Below are 16,758 nucleotides of genomic sequence, written 5' to 3'. Positions count from 1 at the left end.
ATAATTCAAACATTAATTTGTTGCTAATAATAATTTTGCTTGCATTAAACGGTTACGTACATAAATACCGAGCCATGTTGCCAGTGCTGCCTTTACTAAACCAAGTGGAATAAACGGTGTCATACCACCAGCCATCGCCGCTGTCCATGATAAGTCACCTGAAATTTTTAGCCAAATCGTTCCGAAAATCAGCGCAACGAACATGCCGATTATATTGGCAACGGCAGCCTGTACATATGTATATGATGTTTTCTCTAAATACAGACCTGTTAAATATGCAGCTGGTAAAAAGCCAATCAAATAGCCTCCTGTCGGTCCTACTAATTTGGCAAATCCACCTGAAAAGTTTGCAAAAACAGGCACTCCCACTGCGCCAATCAATAAATAAACTCCAACCGACAACGTCCCAAGTCGTGAGCCTAAAATCGTCGCTACTAGCCCAATTGCTAATGTTTGCCCTGTAAACGGTACGGGTGGCACTGGAATGGAAACCTGCGCTAACACCGCAATAATCGCCGCACCAAGTGCAGCTAACACATAATTTTTAACATTCATTTTACTTCCTCCAAACTATAGTTAACCAAATATAAATATAAGTTAACATAAAATATTATACATATTCAATGGTTTTTGTTATTATTTTTTTAACTGTCAGAATTGTTTGTGTGCCTGGCACTCAAAAGGAGGTTTTATGAATGAACTTATGGTATGGTGGCACAATTTACACGATGCAGCAAGAAGGACATACTGTTGAAGCAGTTTTAGAGCAGGACGGCATCATTGTAGCTGTTGGCAATTTTGCTGATTTACGGGCGCGAGCCGAGCGCTTGATTGACTTGCAAGGACATGTTTTATATCCAGGCTTTGTTGATAGTCATTTACATATTATTGGCTATGGAGAAAAGCTGAAGAATTTAGATGCAAGTCAAATAGCCTCTAAAGAGGAATTAATGGTATCATTGCAGGAGCGCTCTGCTACATTGCAGCAGGATGATTGGCTTGTAGCGATTGGCTATAACGAGGGTACAAATGAGCAACTCGTATTCCCAACGATTGAGGAGCTTGATACATTAGGCTGTCATGTTGTGATTAAACGTAGCTGTCATCATTTGATTATGGTCAATCACCTCGCACTTGCTTATGCGAAAATCGATGAGGCAACACCGCATCCAGCAGGCGGTGTTATTGAACAAAGAGATGGTAAATTAACAGGGATTTTAAAGGATAGTGCTCTTTATTTAGTCGTGAACCAAATGCCGACAACGACACAAAGTTATGTCGATGATGCGCTGCAAAAGTCCATTGCCTCCTTGCATTCATTGGGCATTGTCGGTGGACATTCGGAGGATTTAAGCTACTACGGGCACCCCTCTGTTCCATTACAAAGCTATCAATATATTGTAAAAAATAAAAATTTCAAAGCGCATTTATTACAGCATCATGAGGCATGGGATGCTTTACGTGCAATGGATTTCACAGCATCCACTTGGCTGGAGCTTGGAGCAATGAAAATTTTCATTGATGGTGCCTTTGGTGGTCGCACAGCTGCCCTATTTGCTCCTTATATGGATGACCCTCATAATCGTGGACTATTTATTCATTCACAGGAGGAATTGACAAAGCTTGTCCAAAAAGCTCGAGCAGCTAGTGCGACAATTGCGGTGCATGTTATTGGCGATGCAGCAATTGCAGCAATTGTTGATTTAATTGAACAATATCCACCGTTAGCTGGACAAAAAGATCGTATCATTCATTGCAGCTTAGTCAATGAGGATTTGCTAGCAAAATTAGCAGCACTTCCTATTATTGTTGATGTCCAGCCGCAGTTTATTCAATCTGATATGAGTATTTTACAGGCTAGATTAGGCGAGGAACGCTTACAGTATGCACACCCTATTCAATCATTGCTTACACGGGGCATCATTTGTGCAGGCGGTTCAGATGCACCGATTGAGCACCCGAATCCGTTACATGGCATCTATGCGGCAATTACTCGTCAGCAAATTGGACATACCGCGGTTTTCAATGCAGCTGAGTGTATTTCACGCTATGCTGCGGTGTCACTTTACACAACCGAGCCAGCTAAAGTAATTGACAAAGCACATATTCGCGGACAAATTGCGGCTGGTTTTGAGGCAGATTTCACTATATTAAACGATGATATTTTCATAGTTGATGTGGAGCAAATCCCCCATTTACAAGTAGTGAAAACAGTCGTTCATGGGCAAATCGTTTACGGCTGAGCAATGTTGTGAGCGAAATTTAGTGTCTTACGAGCGAATTTAGCTGTCTTGCGGGCGATTTCCAGCATCTCACGGGCGAATTTGTCTGTCTTGTGGGCGAATCAGGACTTTTGACACACAAAAAGCGAGCGTAAATCCGCTCGCTTGTCTCTAATTATTCAACTCGTAATGCTGACCTTTCACTAAATAGAATAGGTGCTCTGCAATGTTTGTTGCGTGGTCTGCTGAGCGCTCTAAATAGCGGCTAATGAAGGATAAATACATAATTTGCGAGATGTTTTCAGGCTGCTTGCTTGAAAGCTGCATAAAATGTGTAATTGCTTGACCATATAAGCTATCAATTTGGTCATCTAGCTCAGCGATTTCCTTTGCCTGTGCCGTATTTTCATGGATAAAGGCATCCGCAATTTGGCGCAGCATGGATACTGTTTTTCCACACATCTCCTGTAAAATATCTACAGTTGTAATAAAGTCGTCTTTGCCAATGCGAATCGTTTCTTTCGCAATGTTGACAGCATAATCGCCAACACGCTCCATATCGCTAGCTGCTTTAACAATCGTCATTAAGCGACGCAAATCTGTTGCGACAGGCTGCTGCTTGGCAATTAATAAAATGACACGATCATTAATCAGTTCCTCTAAACGGTTCGCATGAATGTCATTATCAATTACCGATAATGCTGTGTCGATATCTTTGTTCAAAAATGCTTTAAACGACACTTCTAATGCATTAATGCTTTTATTACATAAATCTAATAAATCCTCTTGTACTGTTTTCATATCGTGCTCAAAACGTTCACGTACTGCCATCATATTATCAATTCCTCCTTATCCGAAACGACCAGAAATATAATCTTCTGTGCGCTCATCTGCTGGTGTTGAGAAAATTTTATCCGTTTGGTCAAATTCAATCACTTCACCATTTAGGAAAAAGGCAGTTTTGTCAGAAATACGCGCTGCTTGCTGCATATTATGTGTCACGATAATGATAGAATACTGCGTTTTCAGCTCCTGAACAAGCTCCTCTACCTTCAGCGTAGAAATCGGATCAAGCGCAGAAGTAGGCTCATCCATTAAAATGACATCGGGCTCAACTGCTAAACAGCGTGCGATACAAATACGCTGCTGCTGACCACCTGATAAGCCGTACGCATTTTGGTGCAGACGGTCCTTGACATCATCCCAAATCGCCGCGCCACGCAATGATTTTTCCACGATTTCATCTAATATCTTTTTATTTTTAATGCCATGAATACGTGGACCATATGCGATGTTGTCATAGATTGATTTCGGGAATGGGTTCGGCTTTTGGAACACCATCCCTACCTTCGTGCGCAATTCCTCTACCTCATAGTTGCCACCAAAAATATTGCGTCCTCGGTAATTGATTTCACCAGATGTACGAACGATTGGTACAAGCTCAATCATACGATTCAATGTTTTGACATATGTCGACTTACCACAGCCTGATGGTCCAATAATGGCCGTTACTTCATTTTCTTTAATATCTAAATTAATATTTTTCAATGCATGGTGCTGACCATACCATAAATCAAAATTTTTCGTTTCAAATACTGTATTTTTCGCTTGTGTCATTTGTGCAGCTGCTTCTTGCTGCACCTTTGACGTCTGCTCTTGAACTTGTATCATAATGTCCCTCCGTTAATAACGCTTTTGGAATTTATTGCGAATATAAATGGCAATTGAATTCATAAATACGAGCAATGTCATTAAGACGATAATGCCTGCTGCTGCAACGTACTGGAATTCCTCTTGCGGACGCTTTGCCCAATCGAAAATCTGCATCGGTAATGCGGTAAATGTGCTTAATAAATTCTCAGGCAAGAACTGTAGAATAACAGGAATACCAATAACAACTAATGGTGCTGTTTCACCAATTGCACGAGATAGAGCTAAAATACTACCTGTTAAAATTCCTGGAATCGCTGCTGGCAAGACAACCTTGACAATCGTTTGCCATTTCGTTGCACCCATACCGTATGAAGCTTCACGCTGCTCCTGTGGTACAGCTCGAATTGCCTCCTGCGCTGATACGATAATGATTGGCAAAATTAGTAAACTCATCGTAAAGCCTGCTGCTAAAATACTTTTTCCTAAATCTAACATACGTACAAAAATCGTTAAGCCAAGTAAACCAAAAACGATAGAAGGAACACCAGCTAAGTTTGAAATATTAATACGAATAAAATCGTTGAAGCGATTTTTTTTCGCATATTCCTCTAAATAAATAGCAGAGCTTACACCTAACAAAATTGAAACTGGCGCAACTACCGCCATTAACCATAATGAACCAAGCAGCGCTGCCTTAATCCCTGCTTTTTCAGGCACACGTGAGGCGAAGTTTGATAAAAAATTTAAATTCAAATGGCTTAAGCCTTGTGAAAAAATACGTACTAATAAAATAAGCAGTGTAATTAACGCAAAGGTCGTTGCGACGATAAAAATCGCTTTCCACACTTTATTCATTTTTAAGCGTAAATTCATGCGCTTCATGACAGCAGTATCATTTAAATATTTCATATTAATACTCCTCTCTGAAACGTTTTGAAATATATTGTGCAAGTAGGTTCATAATTAAGGTGAAAATAAATAGTGTGAAGCCTACTGCATAAATTGAATAGTAAATCGTTGTTCCATATCCAGCATCACCTGTTGATACTTGCACGATATATGCTGTCATCGTTTGAATTGAATCAGTTACAGCAAAATCAAATTTCGGTGTTGAACCACCTGCAAGTGATACAATCATTGTTTCCCCGATTGCACGTGAAATCGCTAATACAACAGAGGCGATAATTCCTGATAAAGCGGCTGGTAGCACTACTTTAATCGCTACTTCAAACTTTGTTGCGCCAAGTCCAAGTGCCCCCTCACGAATGGAGTTTGGCACAGAGCTCATCGCATCCTCTGATAGTGATGCAATCATTGGCAAGACCATAATCCCTACAACAATCCCGGGACTGAGCGCATTGAATATTTTCAGCGACGGTATCAATTGCTGTAAAATCGGTGTCACAAACGTTAAGGCGAAAAAGCCATAGACAATTGTTGGTACACCCGCAAGTACTTCTAAAATAGGCTTCACGATGCGACGTGTTTTATCTGATGCATACTCACTCAAATAAATGGCTGCCCCAAGACCGAATGGTACTGCTACTAATACAGCGATGCCAGTAACTTTTAATGTTCCGAAAACGAGTGGTAAAATGCCATATAAAGGCTCTTTACCTGAGAATGGTAGCCATTCTGTTCCGAATAAATAATCTGTTATTGATACTCTCTGAAAAAACTCAAACGTTTCAAAAATAAGTGTAAAAACAATCCCAAACGTTGTTAATACAGATAATGCTGCTGCAATAAAAAGCAATTTCGGCATTGTTTTTTCTATTATTTTCTTTCCCTTGCGTGCACGGGATTTTGCAATCATTTGTTGTATGGATTGCTCACTTGCTTTTCCGGCCATTTGTCGATAAACTCCTTTCCGTTTAAGGAAAGAATGTGTGCATAAAGCACACATTCCAGATTAATGCATTACTTTTTTAATGCTTCTAATGCTGCTAAACCTTTTGTATATTCTTCCGCTGGTAAACGCACATAGCCTGTTTCCTCAGCCATATCGCCTGCATTCTCTAATGTAAAGCGAAGGAAGTCATAAGCTGCTTCGTTGTTCGCCATTGCTTCATTTTTCACGTAAACGTATAGAGGACGTGATAATGGTGCATATTCACCAGACTCAATTGTCTCGCTATTCGGCTCTACGCCATTTACTGCTACAGCCTGTAATTTACCTTCATTTGCTACATAGTACGCATAGCCGAAGAATGCAATTGCATTTTTATCTGCTGAAACACCTTGTACTAATACATTATCATCTTCTGATAATGTCGCTGTTTTTACTAAATCTTCACCATCTAAAATGACTTCATCAAAGTAGTCATACGTACCAGAATCTGTGCCTGGTGCATAGAATACGATTTCCTCTGCTGGCCACGATGGATCGATATCAGACCATTTTTTCGTTGTGCCATCTTCAATCCATAATTTTTTTAATTGATCTACTGTTAAGTCCTTAGCCCAAGTATTTTCTGGGTGGATTACAACAGATAATCCGTCATATGCTATAGCAAGCTCTGTATAATCAATACCTGCTGCTGTTAATTTTTCAACTTCCTCATCTTTAATTGGACGTGATGCATTTGAGAAGTCTGTTTCACCATTAATGAACTTTTCAAAGCCTCCACCAGTACCAGAAACCCCTACAGATACTTGTACTTTCCCTTGTACTGCAGCGTACTCCTCAACAAGTGCTTCAGTAATTGGGGCAACTGTTGATGAACCATCACCAGCAACAACTCCAGTTAATTGTACGTCGCCAGCTTCTGCACCTGAAACTTCTGATTGATCATTGTTCGGTGTTGCTGCTCCATCTTTTTCTGCATCTTCTCCACCACATGCTGCTAATAATAATGCTGCACTTAATACTGCTGCCTTGCCTGCGTACTTCCATTTACTCATTTGTTTAGTCCTCCAATAACTTTCATAGTCATTTGTTGTTGTTACAATGATAACTATAAAGGCTATTTGTTGAGTGAATTTAAATAGAATGTTAAGCCTATGTAAAGTAGTGTAGATGTTTTGTAAATAGAAAAAAACTCCACTATACAAAGGAATTTGTGTAGTGGAGCCTTTTAGTTACTATTCATCATTTTCTATCAAATTTACAAAATTGTTTGAAAAATAGATTGTTATTAAATATATTTCCCTATAAATGTCCATAGCGTTTGCCAATAGGTCTCTGGGTCTACTTTCACTGCATCACCGTGTGCAGCGTTTTCGACAATTAGCATGTCCTTTTCAACAGAAGCTGCATCGTATACCTCCTGTAGCATTTCAAATGGGACAAACGTATCGGCATCACCATGAATAAAGAGCATCGGCGTTGTGCTTTTCTTCACCTGCTCTACTGCCGAAGCCTCATAAATGCTGTAGCCTGCCCGCATTTTTGTTACTGTATTTGCTGCATGCAGCACTGGGAATTCTGGTAAGCCAAATAAATCATCAAGCTGATAAACGAAAACGCCACTAACTGAGCTATAACCACAATCTTCAACGATGACCTTGACATTTTTAGGCAAGCTTTCACCAGCCGTCATCATCGCTGTTGCTCCACCCATTGATACGCCGAACAAAACGATTTCAGCCTCAGGATCTTGCGCAAGCACCTCATCAATCCACTGCAAAACATCGAAGCGATCATGCCAGCCCATGCCGATATATTCGCCTTCACTTTCACCATGTCCACGCAAATCGGGCGCTAACACATTAAAGCCTTGCTCATAAAAATTACGAATCCATCTCGTCATTTTAGCAGAGCTACTCGTATAGCCATGTAAGACAATTGCCCATTTATGCTGACTGTCTTGTAAATAGGCATTCCCTTGCAATTTCAAATTTAGCTTATCATTCGACTCAATCTTCCACTTTTCTGCTTGAACCGCTGCCTTAAAATCATCATCTAGCTGAACAGATTGTGCCTCTGCTTCCGCATTAATAAATGGGCTATCCTCTAAGTTTGGGTTATCTTCCATAAATTCTTTTTCATCCTGTGCATTTAAAGCATAATTATAAAAATAGTTGCCTACCCCAAAATACGCGATAATTAATAGAAGTATTACGATAATACCGCTATATAGAAGCTTTTTCTTCAATATGCTCCCTCCCCCCTCCTATAGTATTTTTTTTACGCCTTTAATATGTATTAATAATAGCTCTCGCGTTTCTATCTTCTCAGGCTGCTTTTTTGTTTTCGGCTGTGTAATATCTAGTTTAATTTTAGTAGCATCTTTTGGACTGCTATAGCCATTAAATGAAGCATTGTAAATGATTTCGCCTGTCTTTAATGTAACTGTCGCCTTTTTGGCATCAATTAAATCTTTTAAAAATGGATATGTTGTTAAATTCCGTTTGCGTGCAGCAATAGCTAAGCGCGGCTCTAAAAATAAAAATAGGCCCTCCAATACAACAACATAGACAACCGTTGTTGTAATTAATATGACAGGGGAAACATTTAAGCGTGCCATCATAAAAGCATTACTAATCGCTCCTAAAAATACGATAATATGATATAAAGTTTTTCGCATCGTAAAATCCTTTCTTTCTATATAATAGAGGGAGTTCAAAAAAGCTTCACCTTTTCAAACTCCCTCGCTTCACACATTATTCAGTTGCCGTAGTGTGCTCCTCATCTTCATCCAGACGTTCCTCAGAAAACGGCGGTAGAATTTTTTGTGTCGTTAAGCTTTCAGACATGCCATTTTGCTCATATTTTTTTTGTAGCTCAAAATAATAATCTACCATTTCACGTGCAATCTCATTATTTTGTATTAAGCTTCGGCTGAAGTCTGTTGTCACCCATGGTATAACTACCGCATAAGCGATTTGCGGATTTTCATATGGTGCAAAGCCAACATGTGTTAATGTCGTTGTATTCGTTCTATACTTGTCAGTTTGTGGACCATAATATACTACCTCAGCAGTACCTGTTTTACCTGCTGCTGTATATGGTGCATCATGGAACGAGCGATAGGCAGTACCTTGTGAGCCCACATAAACTTGTCTCAAGCCCTTTTTAACATGCTCAATTTCTGCATCTGTATTAGAAATGCGATTTAAAATTTTTGGCTCTACTTCCTGTACAAGTGCCCCTAGTGTTTCTCCATCAGCAGAAGGCTTGCGAATTTCCTTCAGCATACGTGGCTGAATGCGGTAACCACCATTGGCAACAGTAGAAATATATTGTGCTAGCTGCAATGGCGTGTACGTATCAAATTGCCCAATCGCTAAGTCAAGAATTTTACCTGGCGTATCCATTACCCCTTGATACCCTGCAAATTCACCAGGTAAATCAATGCCTGTTGGCACGCCTAAGCCGAATTGTGAGTAGCCATTGCGCATTCTTTGTAGTGTATCATCACGCAACCGTAAACCCATATTATAGGAATAACCTGTTCCTCCAATACCTAAGGCAATTTTAAACATATAGGAGTTTGAGGAACGCTCTAATGCTTTTAAATCATTCATCCAAATGCGTCCACTGCGGTTGAAAATGGAGCTTTTTGGGTCTGTGCTTAAAAGCTTGATCGGCTCATCCATCATTTCTGAGCCTGGCTTAATAACACCCTCAGAATAGCCTGTTAAAACAGTTGCTGCTTTAATGCTAGAGCCTACCTCATAGGCTGTTGTAAACGCCCCATATGAGTAGTCAACAATATAGCTTTCCCCTGTTTCAGGGTCCTTCTCGATTTTTTTGCCGACAATGGATAATATTTCGCCAGTATTTGGGTTCATCATAACGAAAAATGCGCGGTCTAGCAAACTTGAAGAACCAAGCCCCTTTAATTCCAACAAGTATTTTTCAACGACACGCTCCGCCTCTGCCTGCAAATCTATATCAATTGTTGATACTAAGTCTTTACCAGGCTCACCAGGGTATGTCGTTTGTGTTTCCACGACTTGCCCTTTTTTGTTCGTCAGGTTTTTAACAACAGATTTTTCACCTTGCAATATTTCTTCATATTGCGCCTCAAAATAACTTTCCCCTACACGATCATTCCGTGAATACTCACGCGCTAAATAAAAATCAAGCTTATTTTTAGGAATCCCCTTGCTAGGTACTGTTGTACGACCTAACAGTGCAAATGGCGATAGTCTGACACGCTTCCAGTCCGTTGTCGTATTGACACCTGGCAAATCAGCTAGACGCTCAGAAACACGTGCAAATTCATCATCTGTGACATTTTCACTCTTAATAATTTGCGGTGATAAATTATAGCCTGACATCATCTCTCGGTAGATGGCTAACACCTCTAAATCGAAGTCTGTAAGCTGTGCTATTTCTTCATCTGTAATACGTTTACGAATACGGCGATCCATTTCCGCATTGACTAGCTTTTCCTCAATGCCTTCATTTTGAGCGCGGTACTCTTTCATTTCCTCCTCTGTAACTTTTGCCAACGCCTCTTTATTTTTTAATAAAATCCAAAAATCGAGCTTGTCACGCTGTGTTACACGATCTGTTGGCTGCTCAATTAACTTCGCTAGCTCAATCGCAATTTCTAGCATCTCTTTTTGCGTTGTCGTCTGCATTCGTGTATATGTAATCGCATTTTCTGGCTGATTATCTACTAAAATACGTCCATAGCGGTCATAAATTCGCCCTCGTGGCACACTAGTATTGACCCGTACTTCCTCTTTTTGCTCAATTTTGCGCACATATTCTTCACCTTTCACAATTTGTAAATAACCTAGTCGGAAAATAAGCGTAGAAAATAAAACAAAAATTGAAAAGAAAAGGACATTCATTCGAAATGTAAGCTTTGCTCGCTGCTTGGCTTTTGGGTTTTGATTATTTTTATTTTTTTGCACCTTTCGCATATGAAGCGCCTCCTCTCCTTGTAATCCATGACATTTAGTATACCACCTGTATGCGCTAGAAAAAAGATAAAGCCGCTATTTTGTGACGACAACGCCGAAAAAAAGTTGCGGGTGTTTAGAAAGATAACCCCTTCCAAACACCCGCATATTTTGCATTACTATTTTGCATTTTCATCAGGCTGATGAATGCCAAATATATTGCCCTCTGTATCCAGATAATACCCTTGCCAAGCCATTCCTGGTAAAGCGTGCTTTGCCTTTGCAACTTTACCACCACGCGCTAAAATTTTCGCCTCTGTCGCATCATAATCTGCAACACCCATCGTGCTAATATAGCCATTGACCGCTTGATTTGCCTGTGGCTCAGCACCTTGACGCTGCATTAATGCACCATTAATACCCATTTCATCATCGCTGCCTGTTACAGCTCCAAAATAAGGCATTCCCGCGTAATCGCTCCAATCTTGAAACGACCAGCCAAACACCTCTCCATAAAACGTTTTCGCTCTTTCCATATCGCTAACATGAATTTCAAAATGAACAGTTCTTCCCATACTTCATCCCTCTTCTCCATTAAAATTAAAGCACGACATTTTCTAAAGCGCTCGATTCGCTTTATATCCCCATAATACAACAGGAATAACAAAGAGCGCAAAGCTCATCCCAATAAAGCCAAGCGTTGCATAGCTAGAAAAGGCTACGACAACCCCTGAAACAACGCTTCCGAAGGAGCCACCTAATGCTACTGCAACATCAACAGAGCCCTGCACCTTTGCTCGATTATGTATTGTTGTTGAATCAATAATAATAGCAGTTCCACTAATTAAGCCAAAATTCCAGCCAAGTCCCAGTAGCATTAGTGCCACGACTAGCCATAGTAAGGAATCACCTGGCGCAAAGGCGGCACATATGCCAGCAATCGCTAATGTCACACTAGCCGCAAGTGCCACAGCAACTCTTCCCACTTTATCTACAAGTACGCCTGTACCTAAAGAGGGCAAATACATCGCTGCTACGTGTAGACCAATAACAATACCTACTGCGTTTAAATGGCTACCATGCCCTAGCATATGGACAGGTGTCATCGTCATAATGGATGTCATAATGACTTGTGATAACACTAACACAATCGCCCCTACCATAATCCCCATGCGCATTAGCTGGCGCTTATCTACCGTTCCTTCCGCATTTACTGTTTCAGCTGCGGTTTGATGTATTGCAATGGCTCGCGCTACAAGCAATGGGTCAGGTCGTAAAAAGACGAAGAGCACTGTACCAGCTAATGCATAGGCTACTGCCGCTAAAATAAATGGTCCTACTAATGTTGGCAATGTAAAGCTTTCTGCCACCTTGCCCATCGTCGTCGCTAAATTAGGTCCTGCTACCGCACCAAAGGTTGTCGCAACAAGTGCAATACTTGTTGCCGTTGCCCGCTGCTTACTAGTTGCTAAATCGGTTCCTGCATAGCGTGCCTGTAAATTCGTCGCTGTGCCTGCACCATAAAGGAACAGCGCAATAAATAATAGCGCAATATTATCCATTGCTCCTGCTATCACTACACCAATTGCCCCTATACTTCCTACAAAAAATCCAGAGGCTAAGCCATAGCGTCTGCCATATTTTTGCGACACACGCCCTACAATATAGGCTGCTAAAGCTGAGCCTAATGTAAACAAGGCCGCTGGTAAACCTGTTACACTATCTGTGCCTAACATATCCTTCGCCAATAAGGCCCCTACTGTTATTCCTGCTGCTAACCCTGCACCACCAAAAATTTGCGAGCATAAAATAACGATTAATGTTCGTTTATAAAGCTGTTGCTGTGCAGTTTCTGAGTGCAGGTAAGGGGCTATTTTATCATTTGTCATGCAACCACTTTCCTTTCGATGCGATTATTTCGCCACGCTAAGTTATTTCTAATCTACATGTTGTGAGGTTAAATGTAAACATTTACAATGAAAATAAAAGGAGGGCTATGATGTATATTCCAAAATATTTTAAAGTGACAGATAGCCAAGAAATTCAGCAATTTATTCAGTATAACAGCTTTGCAACACTCGTCTCTATGCGTAACAACAGACCGATGGCCGTTCACCTACCTTTACAGCTTGTAGAGAAAGAGGACGGTCATTACTTAACAGGACATGTCGCTTATGGCAATCCCATTTGGCGCTCGTTACAAGGATTGGAGCAGGTGCTTGTTATGTTTCAAGGACCGCATGCTTACATCTCCTCATCATGGTACGAAAAAGAAAATGTACCAACATGGAATTATCAAGCTGTCCACATTTATGGGCAGGCAACAACCTTCTCAGGCGAAGCATTAGAGAAGGACTTAGCTGCATTGCTTGTTAAATATGAAGGGCATCGCGAACGTCCTGTTTTATGGGAAACGTTATCACCTGAATTATTAGAGCGTGAGCTAAAGGGCATTGTCGGCATTCAAATTAAAATAGAGGAAATACAAGCCGCATACAAGATGAGTCAAAATCGAACAGCAGGTGACTACGCAGAAATTATCAACAAGCTGGAGCAAGAACGAGATGCTGGTGCACACACAGTTGCGAAGGAAATGAAGAGAAATTCACCGTATTCATAAAATATCAGCGGCTTTTTATCATATATCAGCGCTTTTTGAAATATATCGGCGACTTTTCAGGATATATCGGCGAAATTTGAAATATATCGGCGTTTTACTAAAATTCATTGTAAATAAGAAATACTAACTTAAACAAATCTACAAAAAAAGAATCAGAAGCATACCAAAAGGGTATATTTCTGATTCTTTTCTATATGCTCTTCAAAATATCGAAGGGCAGCCTATATTATTTCGCTGCTTGGAATTTAGCTTCTACTACATCCCAGTTTACAACGTTCCAGAACGCGCCGATGTAGTCTGGACGACGGTTTTGGTAGTTTAAGTAGTAAGCGTGCTCCCAAACGTCTAAGCCTAGGATTGGTGTTTTGCCTTCCATTACAGGTGAATCTTGGTTTGGTGTAGATGTTACAGCAACGCCGTCACCATCAACGATTAACCAAGCCCAGCCTGAGCCGAAGCGAGTTGTAGCTGCTTTTGCGAACTCTTCTTTGAACGCATCAAATGAACCGAATTTCGCATCGATTGCTGCTGCTACTTCACCAACTGGTGTATTTGAACCGCCTGGAGCGATTACTTCCCAGAATAATGTATGGTTAGCATGTCCACCACCGTTGTTGCGTACAGCTGTTTGTTTGTCAGCTGGTAGTGCATCTAGGTTAGCGATTAGCTCGTTTACATCTTTATCTGCAAACTCTGTACCTTCTAATGCAGCGTTTACATTTGTAATGTAAGTTTGGTGATGTTTTGAATGATGGATTTCCATTGTGCGTGCATCAATATGCGGTTCTAATGCATCGTATGCGTAAGGTAATTTCGGTAGTTCGTAAGCCATTGTAAATTCCTCCTCGAAGTTAAAAAATCTTTGTTCATGTATAAGATTATCAAAATTGGTACAGTCCTTCAACGAAAAAAACTCCAGAACACATATTTCGGTCTTTTGACGGAAACTAAATCGCAATAACAAAGACAAGGATCATAATTGCTTGAATCGTTCCCTTTGCTGCAACAGATGTTAAAAATCCAACAACAGAGCCTACCCCTGTGCGGACTGCCTGCTTAATTGTTGTTCTTTCAACAAGTAATTCTGCAATAACGGCACCTAAAAATGGCCCAATTAAAATACCTGCTAATGGGATGACGAATGGTCCAATCAACAGCCCAATGGTACTTCCCCACATGCCCGCCTTTGAGCCACCGAATTTTTTGACACCAACTAAATTGGCAATCGTATCCGCTACAAACAATAATACAACGAACAACACTTCAATCACCCAGAACCACCAAGGTAGTGCGAATGTGTAAAACAATCCATAAATAAGAAAGCCTGCCGCAATAAATAATACGGATGGGATAATTGGATAAACTAAACCGACAAAGCTAATAACAAAACAGGCAATAATTAATATCCATGCAATAATATCCATAAAAGTCCACTCCTTTGCCTACTATGTACGTCCCACCAAACAAAAAGTTTCAAAGCGACATGCCTTCACTTTCATGATAAACTGTCTTGTGGAGGAGAAGATACATATGAAATTAAAACATTCACAGCTTTTTCTTGCTAGCCTATACGAGCCAAAAAAGCTTGCCGCTTATAGAATTATGCCGATTGGCAAAGTGATTCAATATGCCTTTTTACTCATCACCGCAATGACTGTTTTTTCACTCGGCAAATTTTTCAATAATGAAGCTAGTCAAATTTTTGCCTACAAGGAAATAGAGGAATTTGCAAGTGACTTAAAGTGGCTTGTTTATGCCATTTCTATCGTTTTTTTATTCGTCATGAACACCCTTATTTTATTTGCTAAAATTAGCGTTTATGCTTATGTCGGTCAGCTATTTTTAAAGCCGATGAAACGCCGTGGCGAATATCGACAAGTTTGGCGAACAGCTACCTTTGCCATTACATGGGAAGTCATCTTATCAATTATTTTAAGCCTTTTTGCTATCTCATCGACAATCTCCATTTTGCTATTTATCATTGTTACAATGAGCATTTTATTCATGGCATTAAAAAACTATCCGAAAATGCCTCAGGCTTAGGCAGTCGCACTTTATCGACTGCCTTTTCCTCATTAAAAAATGCTGAGCTGATACTGCCTTGACAATTGCTCTAAAAACTTCATCCCTGCTACGCTATTGCCGACCTCATCAATGGCTGGACCGAAAATACCAATCCCTATCGTACCTTGTAATTCCTCAATTTGTGCATCCATCGCAAGACATAAAATGCCTCCTGACACACCGCTTTTCGCTGGCAGCCCAACAAATGCCGCAAATTTCCCTGAAGCATTATACATGCCACAAGTTAGCATCAAAGCCTTCGCCACTTTTGCTATTTTCGCATCGAACAGCTGCTCCTTTGTTAACGGATGATAGCCATCATTCGCAATGACTAAGGCAATCGTGGCGAGCTGCTGCACATCTACAAGCAATGCACATTGCTTTAAATAAGCTTCCAGTGCGACCTCCACATCACCTTGTAAGTAGCCATTTGCTTTTAAATAATAAGCAATTGCACGATTGCGATAAGCTGTCTCCCATTCAGATGTAAAAACTTCATCACTTACCTCACAGTGCACACCAACCATTTTTGCTATAAAGCTTTGCAAATTGTGCACCTTTTCATCCACTGTTCCACCTGGCAGCATTGACGAAATGGTAATTGCCCCTGCATTAATCATTGGGTTAAAAGGCTTGCCTGGCTGATGACTTTCCAAGCGAATAATGGAATTAAATGGATCACCAGTTGGCTCTACATCCACATATTGCAGCACATGCTCAGTGCCGTAAGTTGCACAAACAAAAATAAAGCTAATAACCTTTGAAATGCTTTGCAATGTAAAAAATTGCTGCGTATCCCCTTTTTGAAAAATATGCCCATTGCCATCGATTAACGATACCGCTAATAGCTTTGGGTCCACCTCGCTTAATGCTGGTATATATGTTGCCACATGTCCGTTCTTATAAAATGGCTGTGCCTCCTGAATAAGCTGCTGTAATTGTTGCATCTCACATTTCCCTCCAAAAATTAATAAATAGCTACGCTCAGGAATAGAATACACCAATTAGACATTCAATAGTATTGTGACTCTATTTTAGGAGGAATATTTATGCGTTACATTATTTTTACCATACTTTTTTTCATTATCGCCGCAGTTATTAAAATAGATTTACAGGAGGGAACGCTTTCTCTCGCCTCCTTTTATGCAGAGGAGATTTGCGAGGAGCAAATTACGTATGAATGGCAGCATATCGGCGTTCGTGTACAGCAAAGCGATACCGTTCATAGCCTATTTGCAGCAACACCTACAACGGCTCCTTTTCCTGAGCGTCTTGCTGAATTTTATAAGGCAAATCCCCATTTACAGCAGCAATCACTTGTAGTAGGTGAATTTGTCAAACTACCGATTCGCAAGCAAATAGAAAATAAATGCTTTTAAAATACGCTAATTCCTTGTT

General features: G+C 40.4%; 18 protein-coding genes. 4 read left to right on the top strand and 14 right to left on the bottom strand.

Annotated features, from left to right (window positions below):
• Nucleotides 1-12: 12 nt before the first annotated feature.
• Entirely contained in the window at nucleotides 13-555 is a 543-nt protein-coding gene (locus M3Z76_RS00400; RefSeq protein WP_293920181.1) for a biotin transporter BioY, read from the bottom strand.
• A 140-nt stretch (nucleotides 556-695) separates the two neighbouring features.
• On the opposite strand from M3Z76_RS00400, the gene M3Z76_RS00395 reads away from it, so the two are divergent.
• The gene (locus M3Z76_RS00395) at nucleotides 696-2,243 is read left to right on the top strand and encodes an amidohydrolase (RefSeq protein WP_293920182.1); all 1,548 of its coding nucleotides are present in this window, start codon (nucleotides 696-698) and stop codon (nucleotides 2,241-2,243) included.
• A gap of 150 nt (nucleotides 2,244-2,393) precedes the next feature.
• On the opposite strand, the gene phoU is transcribed toward M3Z76_RS00395, so the two are convergent.
• The 10 genes from phoU to M3Z76_RS00345 all read right to left on the bottom strand — a co-directional run bounded on the left by phoU (nucleotide 2,394) and on the right by M3Z76_RS00345 (nucleotide 12,565).
• Nucleotides 2,394-3,053: a phosphate signaling complex protein PhoU gene (phoU, locus tag M3Z76_RS00390; RefSeq protein WP_293920342.1), complete on the bottom strand. Its 660-nt coding sequence runs from the start codon at nucleotides 3,051-3,053 to the stop codon at nucleotides 2,394-2,396.
• A gap of 18 nt (nucleotides 3,054-3,071) precedes the next feature.
• Nucleotides 3,072-3,839, bottom strand: coding sequence for a phosphate ABC transporter ATP-binding protein PstB (gene pstB / locus M3Z76_RS00385; protein ID WP_293920344.1), 768 nt, complete (start codon nucleotides 3,837-3,839; stop codon nucleotides 3,072-3,074).
• A gap of 66 nt (nucleotides 3,840-3,905) precedes the next feature.
• Nucleotides 3,906-4,784 (bottom strand): phosphate ABC transporter permease PstA, encoded by an 879-nt coding sequence (pstA, locus tag M3Z76_RS00380; RefSeq protein WP_293920184.1) that lies wholly within the window; start codon nucleotides 4,782-4,784, stop codon nucleotides 3,906-3,908.
• A gap of 1 nt (nucleotide 4,785) precedes the next feature.
• On the bottom strand, nucleotides 4,786-5,727 hold the full coding sequence (pstC, locus tag M3Z76_RS00375; RefSeq protein ID WP_293920186.1) for a phosphate ABC transporter permease subunit PstC: 942 nt from the start codon (nucleotides 5,725-5,727) through the stop codon (nucleotides 4,786-4,788).
• 68 nt (nucleotides 5,728-5,795) lie between these two features.
• Nucleotides 5,796-6,779, bottom strand: coding sequence for a PstS family phosphate ABC transporter substrate-binding protein (locus M3Z76_RS00370; protein WP_293920188.1), 984 nt, complete (start codon nucleotides 6,777-6,779; stop codon nucleotides 5,796-5,798).
• Nucleotides 6,780-7,012: 233 nt separating this feature from the next.
• Nucleotides 7,013-7,852 (bottom strand): alpha/beta hydrolase, encoded by an 840-nt coding sequence (locus M3Z76_RS00365; protein WP_293920346.1) that lies wholly within the window; start codon nucleotides 7,850-7,852, stop codon nucleotides 7,013-7,015.
• Between the two features lie 138 nt (nucleotides 7,853-7,990).
• Entirely contained in the window at nucleotides 7,991-8,404 is a 414-nt protein-coding gene (locus M3Z76_RS00360; protein WP_293920189.1) for a response regulator, read from the bottom strand.
• 76 nt (nucleotides 8,405-8,480) lie between these two features.
• The gene (locus M3Z76_RS00355) at nucleotides 8,481-10,697 is read right to left on the bottom strand and encodes a peptidoglycan D,D-transpeptidase FtsI family protein (protein WP_293920190.1); all 2,217 of its coding nucleotides are present in this window, start codon (nucleotides 10,695-10,697) and stop codon (nucleotides 8,481-8,483) included.
• Nucleotides 10,698-10,855: 158 nt separating this feature from the next.
• Complete coding sequence (locus M3Z76_RS00350; protein WP_293920191.1) at nucleotides 10,856-11,251, bottom strand: VOC family protein; 396 nt, start codon at nucleotides 11,249-11,251, stop codon at nucleotides 10,856-10,858.
• 42 nt (nucleotides 11,252-11,293) lie between these two features.
• Nucleotides 11,294-12,565, bottom strand: coding sequence for an MFS transporter (locus M3Z76_RS00345; RefSeq protein ID WP_293920194.1), 1,272 nt, complete (start codon nucleotides 12,563-12,565; stop codon nucleotides 11,294-11,296).
• A 110-nt stretch (nucleotides 12,566-12,675) separates the two neighbouring features.
• Between M3Z76_RS00345 and M3Z76_RS00340 the strand changes: the two genes are divergently transcribed.
• Complete coding sequence (locus tag M3Z76_RS00340; protein ID WP_293920347.1) at nucleotides 12,676-13,296, top strand: FMN-binding negative transcriptional regulator; 621 nt, start codon at nucleotides 12,676-12,678, stop codon at nucleotides 13,294-13,296.
• Between the two features lie 226 nt (nucleotides 13,297-13,522).
• Here M3Z76_RS00340 and M3Z76_RS00335 read toward each other — a convergent pair whose 3' ends face one another.
• Nucleotides 13,523-14,128 carry a superoxide dismutase gene (locus M3Z76_RS00335; RefSeq protein ID WP_293920195.1) on the bottom strand — a complete coding sequence of 202 codons (606 nt, stop codon included), beginning with the start codon at nucleotides 14,126-14,128 and terminating at the stop codon, nucleotides 13,523-13,525.
• 115 nt (nucleotides 14,129-14,243) lie between these two features.
• Entirely contained in the window at nucleotides 14,244-14,720 is a 477-nt protein-coding gene (locus M3Z76_RS00330) for a DUF456 domain-containing protein (RefSeq protein WP_293920196.1), read from the bottom strand.
• A gap of 106 nt (nucleotides 14,721-14,826) precedes the next feature.
• Between M3Z76_RS00330 and M3Z76_RS00325 the strand changes: the two genes are divergently transcribed.
• Entirely contained in the window at nucleotides 14,827-15,339 is a 513-nt protein-coding gene (locus tag M3Z76_RS00325; RefSeq protein ID WP_293920198.1) for a DUF1189 family protein, read from the top strand.
• 32 nt (nucleotides 15,340-15,371) lie between these two features.
• On the opposite strand, the gene glsA is transcribed toward M3Z76_RS00325, so the two are convergent.
• Nucleotides 15,372-16,307 (bottom strand): glutaminase A, encoded by a 936-nt coding sequence (gene glsA, locus M3Z76_RS00320; protein ID WP_293920200.1) that lies wholly within the window; start codon nucleotides 16,305-16,307, stop codon nucleotides 15,372-15,374.
• 102 nt (nucleotides 16,308-16,409) lie between these two features.
• Between glsA and M3Z76_RS00315 the strand changes: the two genes are divergently transcribed.
• Nucleotides 16,410-16,739 (top strand): hypothetical protein, encoded by a 330-nt coding sequence (locus tag M3Z76_RS00315; RefSeq protein ID WP_293920201.1) that lies wholly within the window; start codon nucleotides 16,410-16,412, stop codon nucleotides 16,737-16,739.
• Nucleotides 16,740-16,758 lie beyond the last annotated feature (19 nt).

Source organism: Metasolibacillus sp. (assembly GCF_025291715.1).
Classification (GTDB): domain Bacteria; phylum Bacillota; class Bacilli; order Bacillales_A; family Planococcaceae; genus Metasolibacillus; species Metasolibacillus louembei.
Note: the sequence above shows the minus strand (reverse complement) of the source record. Positions and strands in the feature narration are given on the sequence as shown.

Bases quoted from the DNA above. Each gene is read 5' to 3' on its own strand.
- M3Z76_RS00400 (WP_293920181.1), bottom strand. From the start codon at position 555: ATGAATGTTAAAAATTATGTGTTAGCTGCACTTGGTGCGGCGATTATT.
- M3Z76_RS00395 (WP_293920182.1), top strand. From the start codon at position 696: ATGAACTTATGGTATGGTGGCACAATTTACACGATGCAGCAAGAAGGA.
- phoU (WP_293920342.1), bottom strand. From the start codon at position 3,053: ATGGCAGTACGTGAACGTTTTGAGCACGATATGAAAACAGTACAAGAG.
- pstB (WP_293920344.1), bottom strand. From the start codon at position 3,839: ATGACACAAGCGAAAAATACAGTATTTGAAACGAAAAATTTTGATTTA.
- pstA (WP_293920184.1), bottom strand. From the start codon at position 4,784: ATGAAATATTTAAATGATACTGCTGTCATGAAGCGCATGAATTTACGC.
- pstC (WP_293920186.1), bottom strand. From the start codon at position 5,727: ATGGCCGGAAAAGCAAGTGAGCAATCCATACAACAAATGATTGCAAAA.
- M3Z76_RS00370 (WP_293920188.1), bottom strand. From the start codon at position 6,779: ATGAGTAAATGGAAGTACGCAGGCAAGGCAGCAGTATTAAGTGCAGCA.
- M3Z76_RS00365 (WP_293920346.1), bottom strand. From the start codon at position 7,852: ATGGAAGATAACCCAAACTTAGAGGATAGCCCATTTATTAATGCGGAA.
- M3Z76_RS00360 (WP_293920189.1), bottom strand. From the start codon at position 8,404: ATGCGAAAAACTTTATATCATATTATCGTATTTTTAGGAGCGATTAGT.
- M3Z76_RS00355 (WP_293920190.1), bottom strand. From the start codon at position 10,697: ATGCGAAAGGTGCAAAAAAATAAAAATAATCAAAACCCAAAAGCCAAG.
- M3Z76_RS00350 (WP_293920191.1), bottom strand. From the start codon at position 11,251: ATGGGAAGAACTGTTCATTTTGAAATTCATGTTAGCGATATGGAAAGA.
- M3Z76_RS00345 (WP_293920194.1), bottom strand. From the start codon at position 12,565: ATGACAAATGATAAAATAGCCCCTTACCTGCACTCAGAAACTGCACAG.
- M3Z76_RS00340 (WP_293920347.1), top strand. From the start codon at position 12,676: ATGTATATTCCAAAATATTTTAAAGTGACAGATAGCCAAGAAATTCAG.
- M3Z76_RS00335 (WP_293920195.1), bottom strand. From the start codon at position 14,128: ATGGCTTACGAACTACCGAAATTACCTTACGCATACGATGCATTAGAA.
- M3Z76_RS00330 (WP_293920196.1), bottom strand. From the start codon at position 14,720: ATGGATATTATTGCATGGATATTAATTATTGCCTGTTTTGTTATTAGC.
- M3Z76_RS00325 (WP_293920198.1), top strand. From the start codon at position 14,827: ATGAAATTAAAACATTCACAGCTTTTTCTTGCTAGCCTATACGAGCCA.
- glsA (WP_293920200.1), bottom strand. From the start codon at position 16,307: ATGCAACAATTACAGCAGCTTATTCAGGAGGCACAGCCATTTTATAAG.
- M3Z76_RS00315 (WP_293920201.1), top strand. From the start codon at position 16,410: ATGCGTTACATTATTTTTACCATACTTTTTTTCATTATCGCCGCAGTT.